Source organism: Chitinophaga sp. Ak27, from assembly GCF_012726295.1.
GTDB lineage: Bacteria > Bacteroidota > Bacteroidia > Chitinophagales > Chitinophagaceae > Chitinophaga.
The window spans coordinates 342741-363144 of record NZ_JABAOB010000004.1 but is presented as its reverse complement, the minus strand read 5'-3'; the positions used below and the strand labels follow the sequence as shown (position 1 = coordinate 363144).

The window sequence follows — 20404 nt, the reverse complement described above, 5'->3', positions numbered from 1 at the left end:
TTAAACACCCACGTGATGAAAAATAACAATTTCCCAAAGCTCCACAATGCCACCTGGCCGGGTATTGTAGGCAAAGGCGATGGATCAGAACCCATCATCTCATTTGATACACTGCTGGAAATGACGGCTGCCGCCGAAGTAGACGGTGTCAAATTCGATGGCATCGACATCGGTCTATTTGATCCGCATGTACCGGTGGATAGCAGTGATGATGACCTGAAGCGGCTGTGCGACAAAGTAGCGTCTTATGGACTGGAGATAGGCAGCCTGGTAGCGCCCATCTGGCCTCCCAGCGGAGGATCTGCTATGGGCAATAAAGAAGACCGGGCCCGTTTTGTAGAACAGGTGCGTAAAGCCTGCCGCGTTGGTCAACGGCTAAGGGAACTGGGTATACGTCCGCATGGTATCGTACGCATCGACTCCGCCACTTCTCCCGAAAGCTGGGCCCAAGACCCCGCTGCCAATACCCAGTTAATTGCTGCCACGTTCCGCGAAGCCTGTGATGTAGCGGCGGACTACGGCGAAAGGCTGGCCGCAGAAGGCGAAATATGCTGGGGGGGCATGCATAGCTGGCGAGCCATGGTAGATACCTTAGAAGCGGTGAATCGCCCTAATATTGGCTTCCAGGCCGACATGTCGCATACCCTCCTGTATTTACTGGGATATAATAGTCCGGAAGACAGGATCTTGCCGGCGGATTTCGACTGGAAAGACAGGGAAGCGTTGACAGCGGGCCTTCGACAGCTGACCCGGGCATTACGCCCGTGGACCATTGATTTCCATGTAGCACAAAACGATGGCACTGTTCATGGCACCGGCTCGCACGACAAGACCGGCCGGCATTGCCTGGCCACCGATCCTAACGGCAAGCTGAACATCCCGGTGGATGCCGGCAACTGGCTGCGCGATGAACAGGGGCAGCTGACAAAGGCCTTTCGTCATATTTGCTGGGATGGCTGCATGTTTCCCAATGTCGTAATGACCCAGGCAAAAACCTGGAATGATATACTGGCGGCCATGATCGCTGTAAGAACGCAACACGGCTGGCAGGAATAGCTTTTCAATCACCTAACGAGAGATAACTATGACAACAAAGAAAGCACTGAGGATAGGATTAATAGGATGCGGTTTCATGGGCCGGACACATTCCAACGGATACCTGCGGGTAAAAAACTTCTTCCCCGAACTGGCATACCAACCGGTACTAAAGGCCGTATGTTCCCGCACCGAAAGCAAGGCCAGGGCCTTCGCGGAACAGTGGGGCTATGAGTCGGTAGAAACAGACTGGAAAGCGCTCATTGCCCGGGACGATATCGACGCAGTTGACATCTGCACCCCCAATGACAAACACGCAGAAATTGCCATTGCCGCCGCCGCTGCTGGTAAAATGATCCTTTGTGAGAAGCCATTAGCCCGTACCCTCCGGGAATCGGCCGATATGGTAGCCGCGATAGAAAAAGCGAAAGTTCCCAACACCGTATGGTACAACTATCGCCGGTTGCCTGCGGTAACGCTGGCCAAACAAATCATCGACTCCGGCAAGCTGGGTCGCATCTTCCACTACCGCGCCAACTTCCTGCAGGACTGGACTATCAACGCCAGTCTTCCCCAGGGCGGCGAAGGGCTCTGGCGCATGGATGCGGAAGTAGCCGGTTCTGGAGTCCTGGGCGACCTGCTCTCCCACTGCATCGATACTGCCTTGTGGCTAAATGGCAGCATCACTACCGTGTCGGCCATGACGGAAACCTTCGTCAAAGAACGCATGCACCAGCTTACCGGTAAGGTAGAAAAAGTTAATATCGATGATGCATGCTCCTTCATGTGCCGCTTCAGCAACGGTTCTTTAGGACTATTTGAATCAACACGTTACGCACGCGGACATAAAGCTTTATATACATTTGAAATCAATGGCGAACACGCCTCCATCCGCTGGGACCTGCATGACCTGAATCGCCTGGAATTCTTCGATAACGCCGACGCCTCTACGCTGAAAGGATGGAGGTCTATCCATGTAACAGATGGGGATCAGCCTTATATGAATAAATGGTGGGTGCCCGGACTGGGCATTGGCTATGAACATTCCTTTGTACACCAGGTGGCCGACTTCCTCAAAAGCCTGGAAGATGGCAGCTCTTGCTCGCCTACCTTCCGCGAAGCCTTTGAAACACAGAAGGTCTGCCAGGCCGTACTGGACTCTGCCGATACCGGTACGTGGAAAGATACCCATGCAGCGTAACTAACGGCGCCGGGCAAACGAAATATATCTCCAAAGGATATACGAAAAACAAACATTTAAAATATCAATTATGCTGAAAAGATACAGGACATTGTTTATGCCATTAGCCGCAGCAGCACTGCTATGCTCCGCCAGCAGCTGTCAAACCGGCAACAGCATGGGCAATGACACCGGCTTTGTTTCCATCTTCGATGGCAAAACATTAAAGGGCTGGGACGGTGACTCCATCCACTGGCGGGCGGAAAACGGCTGCCTCGTAGGAGAGGTCACACCACAAACCCTGCTTAAAACCAATACGTTCCTGGTATGGAAAGGCGGGCAACCGGCTAACTTCGAACTCACCTGTGAGTTTAGGATTACCGGTGGCGGCAACAGTGGCATCAATTACCGCAGCGTATGGGTAGACAACGTTCCTCACGCTCTCAAAGGCTACCAAGCCGATATAGACGGCGCTAACCGGTATACCGGGCAAAACTATGAAGAACGGGGACGCACTACCCTGGCTTACCGCGGGCAGATTACCACCATCCCCAAGCCTACAGCTTCTTTAGCGGATGGCATAAAAAATAATGCCTGGACCGCCGCCATTGTAACCGGCTCCCTGGGCAGCAGCGACTCGCTGCAAACCCTAATCAAACATGAAGATTGGAACAGCTGTCACCTTGTTATAAAAGGCAATCGCCTCCAGCATTACATCAACGGCGTGTTGATGAGCGATGTGACCGACAACGACAAAGTAAACGGTAAATCCAAAGGATTGCTGGGTGTACAGGTGCATGTAGGCCCGCCAATGAAAGTAGAATACCGGAAAATTATGCTGAAGCAATTGTAGAGGAGCAGAAAGCGAAAAGCAGAAAGCAAAAAGCTATTGAAAGAAATGATCAAAGCGAGCATTATATACTCGCTAAGTTCTTCTGTACAATAGCTTTTTGCTTTCTGCTTTTACCTTTCTGCTTCTTTTACTATATTAGCTCTATAAATCTGGAAACGATGCAGCTATCTATTGCCATAGACATGGACGAAACCATTGCCGATCCTATTAAAAAAGCCAGGGAATGGTATTACAGGGATTACGGAAAAACATTTACTCCTGAAGAGTTACACGGCAAAACATTCACCGAAGCAGTACCACCCGAACACAAAGACAAGATCAAGGAATACCTGAATACACCGGGATTCTTCCGCGACCTGGATGTATTCCCCGATGCAAAGGAAGTATTGAAAGCACTCAACCAGAAGTATAAACTCTACATCGTATCTGCCGCCATGGAGTTTCCCGATTCCTTACGGGACAAATACGACTGGCTACAGGAACATTTTCCTTTCCTCACCTGGAAGCAATTCTGTCTTTGCGGCGATAAATCAATTGTACAAACAGACATTATGATCGATGACCTGATCCGTAACTTTACCTTTTTCAAAGGGAAAGCGTATCTCTATCATGGTCACCACAATGTGCATATAGAAGGTTATGAACGGATATTAAACTGGGAAGATGCCGCCCAAAAGCTGCTGTAACAGCTATTGACGGATCACTTTTCCATCTTCCATTTCGATGATACGATTGGTATTTTGCGCAAACTCCAGATCATGAGTAACGACCAACAGCGTTTGATGATATTGTGTAGCCAATTCTTTAAAGATATCGAATACAATCTCGCCATTTTTCTTATCCAGGTTACCGGTAGGTTCATCTCCCATGATGATGGCAGGATCGTTGATCAGGGCGCGGGCAATGGCTACCCGCTGTTTTTGCCCACCGGATAACTGGTTGGCGCCCTTTAACGCCAGTTCGTCTATATCGAGCATTTTGAGCCGTTCCATGGCCCGGTGCTCTATTTCTTCGGCGGAATATTTATTGAGCTTAAGTCCTGGCAACATCACATTCTTCAGTACGCTGAATTCATTGAGCAGGTAATGAAACTGGAATACGAAACCGATTTTTTCATTGCGTATGCGCGCCAATTGCTTCTCTTTCTGCCCTGTTACAAGCTGCTGTTCAATCCACAGCTCTCCTTCATAATCAGTATCCATCGTAGACAACACATATAATAGCGTGGATTTGCCGCAGCCCGACTTACCTACTACCGAAACAAATTCTCCTTTGTTCACCGACATACTAAGGTCGTTCAGCACCGGTACGGTTACCGGGTCATGAAAATACTTCGTGATATGTGTTGCCTGCAGAATAACTTCGCTCATCTTATTTACCTCTTATAATAACTACCGGATCTACCTTGCTGGCCTTTCTTGCCGGGAAAAACCCTGCCAGGTAGGTAGTGACCAGTGAAAATACCGTTGCTATTACATAAAATACCGGGTTATAATTCACCGGAAACGTTGATATGGTAGGTAATGCAGCCGTTTTAAATGGAATATGATTAATCACTACCGATAGGATATAGCCAAATACCAACCCTGCTGCACCACCTGCCAGCCCTATACTGAGTGCAATCACAATAAAGATCCGGTTTACATCGGCACCGGAAAAGCCCGTTGCTTTCATGATGGCAATGGCATCCATTTTTTCATAGATCATCATATTCAGAATGTTATAAATCCCGAAACCGGCTACAATCAGCAGCGTAATACCTACCGAGTAAGAAATCAGGGTACGGATAAAGCTTCCGGTTTCAAACTGCGAGTTGGCGGTCTGGATATCTTCGGTATCGGCCTGGAACAGCCCCCCATACTCCCTGGCTACGGCCGGCGCCCCATTCAGGTCATGCAGTTTTATCTGTATATCGGTAAGATAATTATTGGGCTTGCCTAATAATTTCTGGGCAGTATTGATAGAAGTATAGCATTGTACTTTGTCGAAGTCCTGTAGCCCTGACTGAAAATAACCTACTACTTTCAGGGGCATCATCTCTCCCTGGGAGGTAGTTACCTGTACTACATCTCCCAATTCTGCCAACAGCTTTTCCGCTACCCCTTTTCCCAAAATGATGCTGTTGGGCACATTCTTCAGGTCGATGGCATTTCCGGCTACAATATATTCGTAGAAGTGAAACAGGCTGCTCTCTGCCTGGACATCGATCCCGTTCACTACGCCGGTGATGTCGATAGTACCGGCATTAAAAAAAACGGGAGCCACGATTTTAGGCGCCACGCCCAGTACGCGGCTGTCGTGATGCAACAGGTCGAGAATAGCGGCGCTGTTGTATATTTCCAGGCGTCCGCTGGCCGATTTAACAGAGCGGATGAAATTATGTGCGGTTTTATTTTCGGGCGCCAGCGTCACCGGCTGACCTTTGGTGGGTTTAATATCATTGTAGATACGCACATGTGGCGTTCTGTTCAGGATCAGGCCATCCAGGAGGCCATTGAGCCCCGTCATGAAACTCAGCAGGGCAATAAACATGGTGATGCTGAAGGTAACGCCGATGGCCGCTACCAGTGTTTGCCTCCAGCGGGCTTTCAGCAATGAAACAGCGATATTGACAATTAACCGGTAGTTCATGGCGCCGGCTTAATGATCACATCGCTGGCAGTAAGCCCGCTCACAATTTCTACCTGCTGGTAGTCTTTCACGCCTGTTACCACTTTCTTCCTTTCCTTATTTTCCAGCATTACTTCATCTTCCGCCAGTAAATAACTTCGGGGGATGGTTAATGCATGTTCTTTCGTTTGTATTTCGATATTGGCCTCGAGGGTGAGATTGGGATACACCACTGGCGGCGCGGCGGTGAAGTGGGCGTCTACGGTAAAGGACCTGGATTTTTCGTTCATCATCGGGTAGATCTTTTCTACCACGGCCTCAAACACTTGTCCCCGGTAGCTATCCAGCGTTACATACACTTTTTGTCCCAGGCGGATGCGGGCAATATCATATTCGTCGGCCTGTAATTCCAGGTAATAATTCCCCGCATCTCCAATTACAGCTATGGGACTTTGGGTAGTCACCATCTCCCCATTTTTCGGGACGATGCTGTACACCTTTCCGTCGATATCGCTTCTGACAGTATAATCATCGTTCTGGGTATGACTGATTTCCAGGTTTTTGCCAGACTGCTTCGCGGCGAAATTAAGCTGCTTTTGCAGGTCGTTGTACTTAAATACGGCAACATCATAGGCTGTCAGTGAATTTTTATAGGCCAGTTCTGCCTGTTCCAGTTGCTGCTGGCTGCCAATGCGTTGTTCCCATAGCCTGCGCTGGCGGGTTTGGGTAAGGGAATCGTTATTGAGCTTTATCCGGGCCAGGTCTATATTCACGCGGAGTTCATTTAATTTATCTGCGTTGGCTTTTACCGAATTGTAATCGGCCGCGATAGCAGCGTTTTCGGTATTGAGTTTTGCGGTTTCATTGCGGATGATGACAATGGGGTCGCCTTTCCTGACGGTATCTCCTTCCGTGACAGGGATGTTGACGATCAGTCCATTTACCCTTGAAAACACCTGGTACTGGTGCCGGGCTTTGATGATACCGGAAGCGTATACCGACTCAGTGATTTTTCCTACCGAAGGTTGTGTCTTTTCCCATTTGCCTTTACAGGAGGCCAGAAGGAAAAGCACCGCTAATAATTGGATCGTCCTCATGTAACATATTTTTCCTGCCGGAAAATAACGGACAGTGCTTCATTAGTACTTTGTACGGTATCAAATGTACGGCTTTCCGGTTGATGGCGGGGGCTAAAAATTTGTATCTTTAACCGTTGTAATCTCCACTGCTATGGGAAAATTCTTTGATGATATCAAGCCGCAGCACCAGGCATTCATTTCCGCCCAGAAAATGTTTTTTGTAGCCACTGCGCCGCTCAGCCAGGAAGGGCATGTAAATCAGTCTCCTAAGGGGCTCGACAGCTTCCGGGTGTTGTCGCCTTCCCGGGTGGCTTACCTGGATATTGTAGGCAGCGGCAATGAAACCTCTGCCCACCTGGTAGAAAATGGCCGCATCACTTTTATGTTCTGCGCCTTTGACGGCCCTCCCAATATACTGCGCTTATACGGCCATGGCTATACGGTATTGCCGGATGCCCCGGAATGGACGGAGCTGTCGGCCCACTTTGCCCTGTTGCCGGCTACCAGGCAAATCATTGTGGCCGACATTCATAAAGTACAAACCTCCTGTGGTTTTGGTGTACCGCTATATACGTATACCGGGGAAAGAGACCATGCCGCTAAATGGGCTGCCAGCAAAGGCCCCGAAGGACTGGAACTTTATAAGGCTGAAAAGAACCGCATTAGCCTCGATGGATTACCTACCGCACTGGGAAAATAAAACACGGTTGGGAAATACTTTGCCTTAAGCGATGATAGCGGCTAATCGTTGATCTCTCTGTTCGCACCTGTCTGAGTACCAATTGTTTTATGAATAGCTAAAACAGATTTTGATATATGTAGTCAACTACGTAGTTTTATACTATAATTACGGAAACATGAGTACAGTACCAACAATCAGGATGATCGATAATCATTTCAGCCAACAGGCTATTGGTCTTATCCTCCCTATCCAACAGCAGGAGTTTAACATCCCCGTTACCCTGGAAGACCAGCCGGACTTATTGGATATTGACACCTGTTATCATCGCACCGGCGGCGGATTCTGGGGAGCTATGCAGGGGGAAACACTGGTAGGTACGATTGCGCTTATTGCCATTGGTCATCAGGCCGGCGCTATCCGCAAGATGTTTGTCAAAAAAGAATTCCGGGGGAAAGAGCTGGGTATTGCCCAACGTTTGCTGGAGGGGCTAATAGCGTATAGCCGGCAACAGGGTATCCAGGACCTTTACCTGGGCACTGTCAATAAACTGGAAGCCGCCATGCGCTTTTATGAGCGTAATCATTTCAAAAGGATTCCCAAAACGGATTTACCTTCGTATTTTCCGGTGATGCCTGCAGATAACGTATTCTATCACTTACACCTGGAAAAAGAGGGCTAATGAGCAATTTAATCGAAGCATCCGGCATATTGGCCATTGCCACGCGTTTACAACGCCTCAGCGATCAGCTGCGCAAGGAGGGGCAATTGATTTATAAGGCCCATGGGATTGATTTTGAGCCGAAGTGGTTCCCGGTAGTGTATACCCTGCACCAAAAGCCGGTATTGAGCGTAGTAGAAATAGCCGCAGAAATAGGCTATTCTCATCCATCTACTATCAGCCTGTTGAAAGAATTGGAAAAGCAAAAGCTGGTTCGTTCTAAAAAAGACAAGACAGATGAGCGGAAACGGCTCATCCTGCTTACAGAAAAGGGGAAAGAACTGGTGATTCAGATGCAGCCGGTGTGGAAAAGGATGTCGGCCGCCCTGGCGTCTCTCACTGACACCCCCCATAACCTGATGAAGGCCATCGAAGAAGTAGAAGCCAATATAAAAGTGCAAAATTTTTTTGAACGAGAACAGCGGCAATAGGCTTATTCCAATACTCCCTTTACCAGGGCTTTCCATTGAAGTTTTGAAATACCGATAGCACCCGTAGAACCTACCACGGCATTCCTGATCCGGTCGCCCAGGTCGGTGCTCTGGGTATTGGGCACCTCATTACGACCATATACCGCTGCAGTAACGGTAGTACCGTTCCTTACCAGCACAAACGAACTGCTGGCTTCTTTACGCAGGAAATGTGCGATCCCCGCACTTTTTTGTATAGGATGTTCGGAAGGCCTGGCCCGGATAAAGAATACTTCCTGGTGCTCATTTAACATGATATGTTCCTTTTGTTCAATCTTCACCCAGTCAAACCCCTTCCCTGCATGGGTACCCGGCCCCGGGATATCAATGCGTATATACATGCCCGTTTCCGCCGGCCCTGCTACAGGCTTTCCTGCCAGGTCGGTAAGCTGAAAGCCCGACGACATGCTACCACTCAGCGATTCCCAGTTATTAACGTCTGCCAGGCGCAATACGGCCGTTTTGAAAAAGGCTGAGGCTGCCTCTTCATTCATTAAATCTTTGCTCTCGGAAGTAGTAGTGGCTTCTCCCACGTACTGCGCCGGTAGAAACGGCGCCGCAATATTATCTCCCATGATCAACTTTTTATGGATAAAACAATGCTGCCTCCAACCTTCACAATTTCCATTCCTGCTTATACCTGCGATCTTTGTATTTTTGCTTTATAAACACCACAAAACATCCGGATAAAGAGCACGTATACCGCTTTGAACATCCTACATCCAATCGCATAATGGAGTTTCATGGGCATTACATTTTATGACACTAAAGGTACAATTTATGAATCGTATTTATACCCTTCTACTTCTCGCCATCATTCATATCAGTTGCAGCAATGTTCCTCCCGGCCAGAGTAACGGCAGAATTATCGGCAAATGGCTCCCGGTGAAATCTGTCATGAGCGGCAGTGAAAACGGGAAGAAAATGTTCGAGAAAATCGACAGCAGTTTTAGCGAGGTTGACATCATGGATTTTAAAGAGGACGGCCACCTGGAAGACGGCGGCCAACGGTACGAATCCTATATCCTCTATCCCGACTCAAAGGAATTAACTTTGCTGGAACCTACCGGTGATGCGGTCACATTTAAAATTCATACCCTCAATCCCAAGCAAATGATCCTGGTACGGGACGACGAGGAAGACTTTCATAACACCCGCCGGCATATGCGGCTGGAAATCCATTTTAAAAGGCTCTGATCATTTCAGGACAGGCAATACAATACCCGAAGGAGGCCCAGGATCATGATGGATACAAACGGGAGCCTCGATAAAGGCTGCTTCATCGGCTTCATTAATATTCACGAACGGTTATAAATTACAAACCACCTGCTATCAAGGATTCTGCGGGAAATTGGTAGGATCGTTGTGAATATCGATTTCGCTTTGAGGAATATAAAATAATAAGCGGGAAGGCATGAGCACCGGCGCAGAAAGATTATACTCTTTTTTCAGGTGCGCCTGCATGATGGCCAGTCCCTTGCTATACCTGACGAGGTCAAACCAGCGGTTGTTTTCAAAAGCCAGTTCTATCCTCCTCTCAGCAAACACCGCATCACGGAAACTGGCCTGATCGGGCAGGTCGGCAGCTGTTCTGGGTTTAAGTCCGGCTCTTTGCCGAACCTGGTTGAGATAACCGAAGGCGGTACCAGCACCGGTGGCTGCACTGTAAGCCTGCTCGTTCTGCGCCTCGGCCTGCAGCAACAGGATATCGGCGTAACGTAATACGGGGAAACTGCTGCCGCCGTCGCCCGTGGCGCCGGGCGGATCGAGGAATTTCTTCACATAGTTGCCCGACTGTTTGGTGGTAGCATTGCTGTAAGACACTGTATCGAGAGAAGCTGCAAAACGCAGATCACCCGGCTCATAAGCCGCTACGATATCGTGTGTGGGGCGATTGTTGTTAGAACCTCCATAAGCCACACCATTGTAGAAGAAGGAAAAAGGCACCATGTCGGAGAAATAGGTATTTCCTTCAGATGGACTCAATCCTTTTTTAAAACGGATGGTAAACAATACTTCGTTGTTCACGGCATTGGCAGGTGTAAACAACGCCGCATAATCGTTCAACAACGTATAGCCATTTACGTTTTTCAGGACATCGGTGGCGGCTTGCCATTTCTTTTCTGTGACATATACCTTACCCAATAAACCATTGGCGCTGCCGGCGGTTACCCGGCCATAATCATTGGGATTGGTATACACGGCAGGTAGCAAGGTGGCGGCTTGCTGCAGGTCTTTTTCTATTTGTGCGTATACGGCTGTTACATCATTCCGCTTGTCGTTCTGTGCTTCTCCGGTAGTTTCTGTTTTGATCACCAGGGGTACTTTGCCATACAACCGCACCAGGTCGAAATATACAAACGCCCGCAGGAACAAGGCTTCTCCCTTGAATTGCTTTTTAGAAGAATCCGGTATAGCGGCGGCATCTACCTGGTCAAGCACGGAGTTGGCGCGGGAAATCACGATATATGAACCGGCATATACATCTGTGAGAAAGGGATTGGTCGTGGTTTCTCCGAAGAGATCGATCTGGGAGGCTACTCCAGCCAATGCGCCACGGTCGAGGATATCGGTGTTGTCGCTTCGTACTTCCATCAGGTAATAACTGGATTTACCATAGGTGCGCGTACTTTGTAACCCATCATAAATACCATTCACCCCTTGCTGAAAATCACTGGCAGTTTTGAAAAAGGTAGCGGTAGTTTGATTAGATACCGGGGGCCGGTTAATAAAATCTTTGCTGCAGGAAGATATAATCGTTACCAGCGACAAGCCTGCTGTTACTATAGTGATATTTAACTTCATATACTCCTGTTTTTAAAATAAAAGATTGATACCTGCGGTAAATGTTCTCGGCAAAGGATAAGTACCATAGTCCTCTCCCTGCGACAGCGGGCTGTCGGGCCGGGCATTCACCTCGGGGTTATAACCGGTGTATTGGGTCCAGGTATAAATATTCTGCCCGGAGAGGTATACCCGCAACTGCTGTACTTTATTGCGCAAGAGGCGTTGATTAAAGCTGTAACCAATGGTTAGGTTACGCAAACGTACATACGAACCGTCTTCTACAAAGAAGGAACTGGGCTGTGTGCTATTCCCGGTAGCTACGCGATTAGGACGCATGGTATTGCCATCGCCCAGGTCAGTAGGCGACTTCCAATATCCCAGCTCTTCTACCATCTGGTTAGCATTGCCTTCGCTATTGTAGAGGAATCGGCGTTGCAGGTTCATAATTTTGTTTCCATGTACCGCCTGCAGCGCAATGTTCAGATCAAATCCCTTATAGCGGAATTCGTTGCTGAGGCCCCAGATAAACTTCGGAAAGTAGCTACCGATATCGGTTCTGTCGCTGGCATCAATTTTCTTATCATTATTAAAATCTATAAACTTACGATCTCCCGGCTTCGTGCTGTTGTAATGAGGATAAGCGTCAATTTCTGCCTGGTTTTTAAATACCCCTCCGTTGATATAACCGTAATAACTCCCTATAGGCGATCCTACTTTGGTGATATATAACTGGGAGATGGTGCCGTTGCCGCCATCGGAAATGATGGGGGCGTTGCTGGTGCCCAATTGCAATACTTCATTTTTATTGGCAGAGATATTAAAGCTGGTATTCCATATGAGGGCGCCGGTGAGATTGCGGGTATTCAGTCCAAATTCCACTCCGCTGTTACGTACCTTGCCAATATTTTTCAAAGCGGTACCAAAGCCTGAACTCAGGGCTACCGGTACATTCAATAGCAGGTTGGAAGTGGTAGCGCGATAGTAGTCGGCGCTGAGGTAAACCCTGTTGGTAAACAAGCCTATATCCAGCCCCGCATTCAGTTGCAGCGTTTTTTCCCAGGTCAGGTCCGGGTTGGCAGGTTGTGATAGTCCTGCGCCATTAGCTGCGTTACCCGCACCTGGCCCCAGCACATATCCGTTGGACGATAACAGGTCATAAGCCGCATAGTTGGCAATCTGGAAATTACCGGAAGTACCGTAACTCACCCGTGCTTTTAACTCAGAAATCGGTTTTACTTTAAAAAAGGACTCATTGCTGATTAGCCAGCCGCCTGAAACAGCCGGGAAATAGCCCCATTTATTGTTGGCACCGAAGCGGGAAGATCCATCGCTACGGATGCTGGCAGACACAAAATATTTATCGTCGTAGTTATAGTTTATCCTACCCAGGTACGAGATCAGCGACCATTGCGATTCCGTGGAGGTGCCGCTGGTAATGGTGGCGGCATTCAACGTTTGTACCGCGTCGTTAGGAAAGCCGGTACCATCAGTTTCACTGGCTTTGGTCACGTTCTTCTGGGAGGTATAACCGGTCAGTATATCGAATTTGTGCTTATCGTGTACACTAAACTGGTAGGTCAGCGTATTTTCCCAGAGCCAGTTGGTAGATAAAGCAGTTTGCGCAGATCCCTTGGGAATCGTGGGCGCGCCTTGCTGTATCGGCTTATAGGTCCCCAACGTAGAAGGCCTGAAATAGTTACGGCTGAAATGATTAATATCAGTGCCAAAGAAGGTTTTAAACTTCAACCCCTTAATAATTTCGTATTCTCCCCAGGCGCTTCCGAGGTTGCGGATATGATCCATTTTATCTTTGATCTGGGTGGCCAGTGCGACGGGGTTTTCTCCTCCTGAATAGCCAAACGCCCATATATTCTGGCGATTGGTGGCCAGCGAGCCATCAGCATTATACACCGGGAAAATGGGAGCAGCCTTCAGGGCATTACTCAACACGCCGTCAAATGTCCACGGGCCCTCACTGTTGATCAGGTCGTAGTGGTCAAACGTGGGATTGAGGCTAACGCCCACCCTTAAACGTGATGTGAGATCGGCGGTTAGATTTGCCCGCACACCATATCTTTTATACCCGGATCCCAGGATGATACCTGTTTGATCAAGATAATTACCGGAGATATAATACTGGAATTTGTCGCTGCCGCCGGAAGCGGACAAAGTATGGTTTTGAATAGGCGCTGTTCTGAAGAGGGCATCCTGCCAGTCGGTATTCACCAGCCCCTGCTGCCCTGCCAGGTAAGGCAGTGTTTCCGGTGCAATCTGGTAGTTGGAGTTGCCGCGGGTAGCATTGTCGTCGGTAATTTTACCGGAGGGCCTGAAGTCGAGATAAGCGTTGTTTTTGGCGTCGTAGCTGTATTTGGCCCACTCGTAGGCATCCATCAGTTTAATTTTCCTGCTTACCTGTTGAAAGCCTGCGTACATGCTATAGCCGAATACAGGTGGGCCGGCCGGCTTTCCTTTCTTCGTGGTGATCAATACCACGCCGTTGGACGCCCGGGAGCCATAGATAGCGGCGGAGGATGCATCTTTCAGGATATCGATGGAAGCAATATCATCGCTGTTCAAGGTGCTGAGCGGATCCGGCGATTTCTGAAAAGAGGCCTGCCCCGCAATATTGACAACATCGGTGGAGCCTTGCAGGTTTTTAAGATCATTGGAAAGCGGGATCCCATCTATTACATAGAGCGGATCAATGCCAGCGGAGATGGAGTTTAGTCCGCGGATACGCACGCTCATGCTGCCGCCGGGCGCGCCGGTATTCTGCAGCACCTGTACGCCGGCTACCTTGCCTGCAATGGCTTGCTCGAAGGTAGTTACCGGCTGATCTTTCAGATCGGCTGAGCGTATGGAGGCTACCGCACCTGTAATTTCTTTGCGGCGTTGTACCCCATATCCCACTACTACCACTTGGTTAAGCGAGGAGGTGGATTCTTTCAGCACAATCGTCAATTGTTGCGTAGTTCCTTCTGTTAATGTAATACCACTTTGCAGCGCAGGCTCATAGCCGATGGAACTGAATTGTACAGTGTAAGGACCGCCAGCTGTCAGTACAGGAAAGCGAAATACGCCACTGGCATTGGTTTGCATAGATGCAATGCCGCCGTTGGCTTCATTTTTTATCATCACGGATACACCGGGAATACCTTCCTGCCGCTCATTGCGAACAATACCGGTAATGCCTGTACGTTTTTCCTGCGCCAGGAGGAACAAAGGAGCCAATAAGGTAACGAGCAATAGTAAGCTCCTCCATCTCTTTGGGAAAGACTGATAGTAAACAGCGTCCATAGGTAACATTTTTAGGCCCTGCAGCCTGTTGCCGTAGCCGCACTGGTAAGCGTTTGCTCACCGGTGTTTAGGCCAATTTTTAAAAACTATTTATATTGATTCGGGTTGTTCTAAGCGATCTTTAGATTTTTTTTCAAAATTAAAAATACCAACAAGTTTTTAGTCCACCAAACCAATAGACTAATAAAGAAGAAAATTTTTGTGATAGATAAATTTACTTTTCTGTTGATAAACAGTTGGCATCAATTACATAACCGGTAAAAAAAAGTAGGGGCTTGATATGTTCAAAAATGAACACCAGGTCGTAAAAACGGACAACCTGATATATATACATGGCACATTATCTATTGATAATCAATACTTAAAAGACTGGCACTTCCTTCGCCATCCTGTTTTTATAAGTTGTACTACCATGATCAGAAGTCAATTAAAAATTGCGTTCAGAAACTTCCGCAAGAACATTACCCATAGCTTATTAAATCTCGTTGGATTGACGCTTGGGCTGACCGCCTGCTTTTTTATTGCCATCTATGTACGGGATGAATATAGTTACGACCGCTGGGTACCGCAACACGAGCAGGTATATAGAATAGGAATGGATGTGAAGACCCAAACGAATGACAATATCCGGTTTGCTGCAACCTCGGGCAACCTGGCCAGGGCGTTGATGGAATATCCGCAGGTAAACAATACGGTACGGGTATTTAATTATGGTAACAACGGGGTGATAAGTACTTCTCTTCAAAAACAAATTCCGGAACAGAGCATTTTCTTTGCCGACAGTTCCTTCTTCGAGGTACTCCCCTACCCGCTCCTGGCTGGTGATAGCCGTACCGCGCTCAACGATGCAGATGGTATTGTACTGACCGCAGAAAAAGCCGTCAAATATTTCGGATACCAAAGCAATGCCAGCAACTGGCTGAATCATTCGCTCGATATCAATGGTACCCATTACCGGGTAACAGGCGTACTGAAAGATATCCCGTTCAACACCTATTTCCGGCCAGACTTTATTATTTCTACCGTTTCGGTAGCGCACCAGCAGTGGTTCCAACAGAATACGGATAACTGGCACGGCACGATGGTGCAGACTTTCATCAGACTGAAACCCAATGTATCTGTGGCCGCTTTTGAACCACAGATCCGGTTTATTGCGTATAAGTATGTGGGCGATGAAATCAAAGCTAACGGGCAGGTATATACGCATTTTATGCAACCACTGGCATCCATCCATCTGCATTCCAATTTACGTTATGAGCTCAGTAAAAACGGGGATGCGCTTTACATACGCATTCTTTCTTTCATAGCTTTGTTTATCCTGTTAATAGCCGGCATCAACTTTGTAAACCTCGCTACTGCAAGGGCTACCACCCGGGCTAAAGAAGTAGGTGTCAGGAAAGTAATTGGCGCACAGCGCGGGCAACTGATCTTCCAGTTTATGCTGGAATCTTGCATGATGAGCAGCCTGGCATTCATCGCCTCGCTGCTACTGATGCTGATATTGTTACCAGCTTTCAATCATGTTGCCGATAAAAATTTTACGCTTGCTGCCTTACTGGCGCCAGGTATCATCGGCGCAGGACTGGGCATCAGTTTAATTATCGGCCTGTTATCGGGCATCTACCCCGCTATCATACTGTCAGGATTCAGCCCTTCGCGGATTATACAACGTTATGCCTGGCAACGAAAAGCCAATGTGCTCAGAAATACGCTGGTGGTCACCCAGTTCTCCATCTCCATACTGCTCATCATTGCCACCATTGTTGTGTACAAGCAGTTGCAGTTTATGAAACACCAGGACCTGGGCTTTAACCAGTCGCAGGTATTGGTAATCCCTACTGCCGGCAATGAGGCCAGGAAACAACTGCCAGCGCTGGCAGAAAAACTGCGTGGACAAGCGGATGTATTATCTGTGAGTGCATCCAGCAGTATTCCGGGCCGGGATTTCGGCAATAACCTGCTGCAATTGAAAAATGACCATACTAAGAAAACAGATACCCGTTTACTGACTGCCGATGACCAATTTTTCCGCACTTACGATATTAAATTATTGGCGGGTCGCTTGTGCAATATGGAGGTAGATACTACCGGTCATCCAGATATTATGATCAATGAATCGGCACTTCCCTTCTTTGGATGGAGGAAGCCTGAAGAGGCACTGGGACAGGAGTTTGACTGGGGTTGGGGAAGGATATGCGGGGTGTATAAAGATTTTCATTTTAGCTCGTTACAGCATGGTGTAACGCCCATGGCTATATTTTACAGGCCCTGGTCGCTGGCTTATATCAGTGTAAAAATGGATACGCGTAATGCCGTTGCTACCATCGCGGGCATTGAAAAGACCTGGCATACGTTAATACCAGGCGCGCTATTCAGTTACTTCTTCCTGGATGAAGATTATAACAAGCAATACCTGGCGGAACAGCGGCTGGGCGAGCTGTTTATGATATTCTCTGTGTTGGCTATTGTAATTGCCTCGCTGGGATTGTTTGGATTGGCCTCTTTTACCATAGAACAGCGTACCAAGGAAATCGGTATCCGGAAAGTGCTGGGCGCCAGTATTAGTGGTATTGTGCGATTGATGTCGACCGATTTTCTGCGGCTCGTTATCATTGCTGCAGCAATTGCTTTTCCGCTGGCATGGTGGGCTATGAAAAGCTGGCTGCAGGATTTTGCCTATCGGGTGCCGCTCAATGCCTGGATCTTTATTATAGCCGGCACTGGCGCCTTGCTGATAGCCGCGGTGATCGTTAGTGCCCAGGCGGTTAAAGCCGCTTTGAATAACCCCGTAAATAGTTTACGTGCTGAATAAACAGATGAAGGCCCATCGTAGATCAACTACGATGGGCCTTTATCTCCTCCATATGTATTACTTCGTAAACAGGGTAATATCTTCTCCTCCGGGCTCACAGTCAGCTAACTCCTCTTCCCAATTGGAGGATAGCTTGAATATATTATGCAAACCTCCTACCAGTTCCAGCCAACCACTCATTTCATCCGACACTTCCAGAATTTCGCCATCCGACGTTTCGAAGGCCAGGAAGGTCAGCTCTCCCGGGTACGCGTATACTTTGTAACCTGATATGCGAGTCACGTCCTCCCAGGCAAGGGTATCATCAATGTCTTCATCATATTTTACAGCCAGCGACTGCTCATCAAATGCTATATCCATGATGCAAAGATATTTATTTTGGTTTTTCGGATTTACAGTTTACCGGACAATACCCGTTTAATGGCTTTTGCCCACAAAATACCCAGCTCTTCTGCTCCTTTTTCATTGGGATGCAGCTGGAAAGTACCTGCTTTTCCATGTTCCTGGGTATATAATTCAGGATGTTTTTTAAAATAGTCAAAACCACCGGTATTGCCAGTAAATACGCGCTTGGGATGGGTAATATGGTATTCGGCCACAATGGTATTCAATACTGGGAAATAGGATTGCAACCGGGCCAGTCCTGCTGCCAGGTAACGGGAACTATTCTGGGTAGTGGGGCTATACCAGATCGGATGATGCAGGATAACGATACAACCAGGATAGTCGGCCAGGAGCCGGTCTACGATTGTTTTCACATTGGCTTTATAGTTGGCCGGCGATACCGGAGAGCCATTGGGGCCTTCTTCTGCGCTGTCGTTTGTTCCCAATACCATGGAAAACACCAGGGTGGCATCTTTATCAGCTTTAAAAGCATCAGCAGCCTTAACCACGTTGTTGAATAAACGATTGGTGGCAGGCAGGAAATCGACCGTCGTAGAGCCACTTACGCCCTGGTTACTGATGTGCACGACGGCGGCAGGCAAGGTTTTCTGCAGCCACTCCAAGGCTTTTACGGGTGGCGCCTCTTTATCGGCATGCGGTAAACCGGCGCCCTGGGTAATGCTGTTACCAATAAAAACGATGTTCACTTTTTTAGATTGCGCGATGGCTGAAAAGCCAAACAGCAGCGCCAGGAGGCAAAGAAGCGTGGAATGTTTGTATAGCATGTCATTTACTGTTGAATGGCGTAAAATAATACCTTCCCCTGAGAATCCGGTATTTTTTCCGCCGCCGTTTCCCTAAAAAAATTTTTATGTAACCATTCGGTTCCCTATATTTGTAACCGAATGGTTACACAATAAAAACAGTTTTCTTTGAGACGAGATGTATTTCAAGCCATAGCAGATCCTACCCGCAGGCAGATTATTGGCTTGCTGGCCAACACTACACTGAATCTGAATGCCATCGCCGACAATTTTGATATCAGCCGCCCGGCCATTTCCAAACATATCCGGATCCTAACAGAATGCGGGCTGGTGACCATCCGACAGGATGGCCGGGAGCGCTATTGCAGCGCTGATTTACGGCAATTGAAAGCCGTGGCAGACTGGACAGCGCAATACCATGCCTTCTGGACACAGAAGCTGGATGCCCTGGAAAGCTTTCTGGCGGCTACGGAGAAGCCCTCCCGAAAGAAAAAGTAATTACCTCATTTTTCATCTATTTAAACAAGTCATTATGAGTAACACACCATTAGTCATTGAACGTATCCTGGATGCACCGGTAACCGCTGTATGGGAAGCCATTACAGACAAAGACAAAATGAAACAATGGTATTTCGATCTCTCTGCCTTCAGTCCTACTGTAGGTTTCGAATTCAGCTTCAGCGGCGGCAGCGAAACGAAACAATACCTGCACCATTGCAAAATCACGGAAGTTATACCCGGTAAGAAGCTCAGCTATACCTGGAGGTATGAAGGGTATCCCGGCAATTCAGAAGTTACCTGGGAACTGGCGGCAGAAGGCAAGAAAACAAAACTAACGTTAACGCATACCGGTTTACATACTTTCCCTTCCGGAGAGGATTCCAACTTCGGGGTGGCCAGTTTCACACAAGGCTGGACTTATATTATCGGTACCAGTTTGCCGGAATACCTTGCGAAACAAGCCGTTGCACAATAGTTGTACGCAAAGGAACAAAGGAGCAAAGCAGCATAAGAAAGTATAAAAATATTTGCTCCTTTGTTTCGTTGCGTGATATCTTACTTGCTGGCCACTGTGGTCAACAGCGGTGAATTGAACATGCTGACGGGAGAGATAATTTTTTCATCGAGCGGAATATGCCCGTGGTAAATTTGTTCCATCTGCTGTTTTACCGCAGTGCTGTGCAGGTCAAAATCTTTCAAGGCCTGTAATGTTCCTATCTCCATCCCGGTAGCGCCTTTATAGATTTTCCAGACGAGTTCGGAACAATACATTCTTTCATCCGACCAGGCAAAATAAATGTCATAGTCCTTTCCATCATACTGCGATCCTATCGCTTTCATTTTACCCACTACGCTGGGAGTCAGCAAGGAAGCAGCCGCTTTGAGGCGTTTTTGAACAAAGTGTTTTCCTTTCCCCCTCGCGATCCATTCCTGTAATGGTGTATATCTCACTGGTTGTAAGGCTTCATACACATACCAACCATCTCCTCTTTTAAAAATTATTCCGCAATGACTATATTTGGAATGTGTAGCCAACTGGATAGCCGTACTCAGTTCTGACTGGGATACCTGGAAGATAATATCTCCTTCCTGTATATCTTTGTTAACAGAGGCTGCTTTCAGGGCCGGTGTAGGCCCTGAAAGCCAGACGCCGGCCGCGAGTGAGCCAGCAGCGAGTACCAGTATTAATGTTGATGTAAATGCTTTTCTTATCATGATATAAGTCACAAATT

At 47.9% G+C, this 20404-nt stretch carries 20 protein-coding genes; 11 read left to right on the top strand and 9 right to left on the bottom strand.

Going from position 1 to position 20404, the window contains the following annotated elements; all coding sequences use genetic code 11:
• Window positions 1-15: 15 nt before the first annotated feature.
• The 4 genes from HGH90_RS16245 (at window position 16) to HGH90_RS16230 (ending at window position 3754) form a co-directional block, all read left to right on the top strand.
• On the top strand, window positions 16-1056 hold the full coding sequence (locus HGH90_RS16245) for a sugar phosphate isomerase/epimerase family protein (RefSeq protein WP_169191550.1): 1041 nt from the start codon (window positions 16-18) through the stop codon (window positions 1054-1056).
• Window positions 1057-1084: 28 nt separating this feature from the next.
• The gene (locus HGH90_RS16240; protein ID WP_168763056.1) at window positions 1085-2236 is read left to right on the top strand and encodes a Gfo/Idh/MocA family protein; all 1152 of its coding nucleotides are present in this window, start codon (window positions 1085-1087) and stop codon (window positions 2234-2236) included.
• Window positions 2237-2306: 70 nt separating this feature from the next.
• Complete coding sequence (locus HGH90_RS16235) at window positions 2307-3068, top strand: DUF1080 domain-containing protein (RefSeq protein ID WP_168763055.1); 762 nt, start codon at window positions 2307-2309, stop codon at window positions 3066-3068.
• A gap of 158 nt (window positions 3069-3226) precedes the next feature.
• Complete coding sequence (locus HGH90_RS16230; RefSeq protein ID WP_168763054.1) at window positions 3227-3754, top strand: 5' nucleotidase, NT5C type; 528 nt, start codon at window positions 3227-3229, stop codon at window positions 3752-3754.
• 3 nt (window positions 3755-3757) lie between these two features.
• Here the strand turns inward: HGH90_RS16230 and HGH90_RS16225 are convergent, their stop codons facing one another.
• The 3 genes from HGH90_RS16225 to HGH90_RS16215 are packed head-to-tail and all read right to left on the bottom strand — an operon-like array spanning window position 3758 to window position 6775.
• On the bottom strand, window positions 3758-4438 hold the full coding sequence (locus tag HGH90_RS16225) for an ABC transporter ATP-binding protein (protein ID WP_168763053.1): 681 nt from the start codon (window positions 4436-4438) through the stop codon (window positions 3758-3760).
• 1 nt (window position 4439) lies between these two features.
• Complete coding sequence (locus tag HGH90_RS16220) at window positions 4440-5699, bottom strand: ABC transporter permease (RefSeq protein WP_169191549.1); 1260 nt, start codon at window positions 5697-5699, stop codon at window positions 4440-4442.
• Window positions 5696-6775: an efflux RND transporter periplasmic adaptor subunit gene (locus HGH90_RS16215; protein WP_168763051.1), complete on the bottom strand. Its 1080-nt coding sequence runs from the start codon at window positions 6773-6775 to the stop codon at window positions 5696-5698. Before HGH90_RS16215 ends, HGH90_RS16220 begins: the two co-directional genes overlap by 4 nt.
• A 133-nt stretch (window positions 6776-6908) precedes the next feature.
• Here HGH90_RS16215 and HGH90_RS16210 point away from each other — a divergent pair, with 133 nt between their 5' ends.
• From HGH90_RS16210 to HGH90_RS16200, 3 genes are all read left to right on the top strand, one after another.
• Entirely contained in the window at window positions 6909-7457 is a 549-nt protein-coding gene (locus tag HGH90_RS16210) for a pyridoxamine 5'-phosphate oxidase family protein (RefSeq protein ID WP_168763050.1), read from the top strand.
• Between the two features lie 157 nt (window positions 7458-7614).
• Window positions 7615-8118, top strand: a complete 504-nt coding sequence (locus HGH90_RS16205) for a GNAT family N-acetyltransferase (protein WP_169191548.1) — start codon at window positions 7615-7617, stop codon at window positions 8116-8118.
• Entirely contained in the window at window positions 8118-8588 is a 471-nt protein-coding gene (locus HGH90_RS16200) for a MarR family winged helix-turn-helix transcriptional regulator (protein ID WP_168763048.1), read from the top strand. The genes HGH90_RS16205 and HGH90_RS16200 overlap by 1 nt, the downstream gene beginning before the upstream one ends.
• 2 nt (window positions 8589-8590) lie before the next feature.
• Here HGH90_RS16200 and HGH90_RS16195 read toward each other — a convergent pair whose 3' ends face one another.
• Window positions 8591-9202 carry a hypothetical protein gene (locus HGH90_RS16195; RefSeq protein WP_168763047.1) on the bottom strand — a complete coding sequence of 204 codons (612 nt, stop codon included), beginning with the start codon at window positions 9200-9202 and terminating at the stop codon, window positions 8591-8593.
• Between the two features lie 205 nt (window positions 9203-9407).
• Here HGH90_RS16195 and HGH90_RS16190 point away from each other — a divergent pair, with 205 nt between their 5' ends.
• A complete protein-coding gene (locus HGH90_RS16190) occupies window positions 9408-9824 on the top strand; it encodes a hypothetical protein (protein WP_168763046.1) in 417 nt (138 codons plus the stop codon).
• A 135-nt stretch (window positions 9825-9959) separates the two neighbouring features.
• Here HGH90_RS16190 and HGH90_RS16185 read toward each other — a convergent pair whose 3' ends face one another.
• Both HGH90_RS16185 and HGH90_RS16180 read right to left on the bottom strand, forming a co-directional pair.
• Window positions 9960-11432, bottom strand: a complete 1473-nt coding sequence (locus HGH90_RS16185; protein WP_169191547.1) for a RagB/SusD family nutrient uptake outer membrane protein — start codon at window positions 11430-11432, stop codon at window positions 9960-9962.
• A 12-nt stretch (window positions 11433-11444) separates the two neighbouring features.
• Window positions 11445-14711: a SusC/RagA family TonB-linked outer membrane protein gene (locus tag HGH90_RS16180; RefSeq protein WP_211092904.1), complete on the bottom strand. Its 3267-nt coding sequence runs from the start codon at window positions 14709-14711 to the stop codon at window positions 11445-11447.
• A 280-nt stretch (window positions 14712-14991) separates the two neighbouring features.
• On the opposite strand from HGH90_RS16180, the gene HGH90_RS16175 reads away from it, so the two are divergent.
• The gene (locus tag HGH90_RS16175; protein WP_169191546.1) at window positions 14992-17523 is read left to right on the top strand and encodes an FtsX-like permease family protein; all 2532 of its coding nucleotides are present in this window, start codon (window positions 14992-14994) and stop codon (window positions 17521-17523) included.
• A gap of 57 nt (window positions 17524-17580) precedes the next feature.
• On the opposite strand, the gene HGH90_RS16170 is transcribed toward HGH90_RS16175, so the two are convergent.
• Both HGH90_RS16170 and HGH90_RS16165 read right to left on the bottom strand, forming a co-directional pair.
• Window positions 17581-17883, bottom strand: a complete 303-nt coding sequence (locus HGH90_RS16170; protein WP_168763042.1) for a hypothetical protein — start codon at window positions 17881-17883, stop codon at window positions 17581-17583.
• A 32-nt stretch (window positions 17884-17915) separates the two neighbouring features.
• Window positions 17916-18692 (bottom strand): GDSL-type esterase/lipase family protein, encoded by a 777-nt coding sequence (locus tag HGH90_RS16165; protein ID WP_168763041.1) that lies wholly within the window; start codon window positions 18690-18692, stop codon window positions 17916-17918.
• 147 nt (window positions 18693-18839) lie between these two features.
• Here HGH90_RS16165 and HGH90_RS16160 point away from each other — a divergent pair, with 147 nt between their 5' ends.
• Window positions 18840-19169 carry an ArsR/SmtB family transcription factor gene (locus tag HGH90_RS16160; RefSeq protein WP_168763040.1) on the top strand — a complete coding sequence of 110 codons (330 nt, stop codon included), beginning with the start codon at window positions 18840-18842 and terminating at the stop codon, window positions 19167-19169.
• Window positions 19170-19203: 34 nt separating this feature from the next.
• Window positions 19204-19647, top strand: a complete 444-nt coding sequence (locus tag HGH90_RS16155) for an SRPBCC domain-containing protein (RefSeq protein WP_169191545.1) — start codon at window positions 19204-19206, stop codon at window positions 19645-19647.
• Between the two features lie 80 nt (window positions 19648-19727).
• On the opposite strand, the gene HGH90_RS16150 is transcribed toward HGH90_RS16155, so the two are convergent.
• On the bottom strand, window positions 19728-20387 hold the full coding sequence (locus HGH90_RS16150; RefSeq protein ID WP_168763038.1) for a YiiX family permuted papain-like enzyme: 660 nt from the start codon (window positions 20385-20387) through the stop codon (window positions 19728-19730).
• Between the last annotated feature and the right edge of the window lie 17 nt (window positions 20388-20404).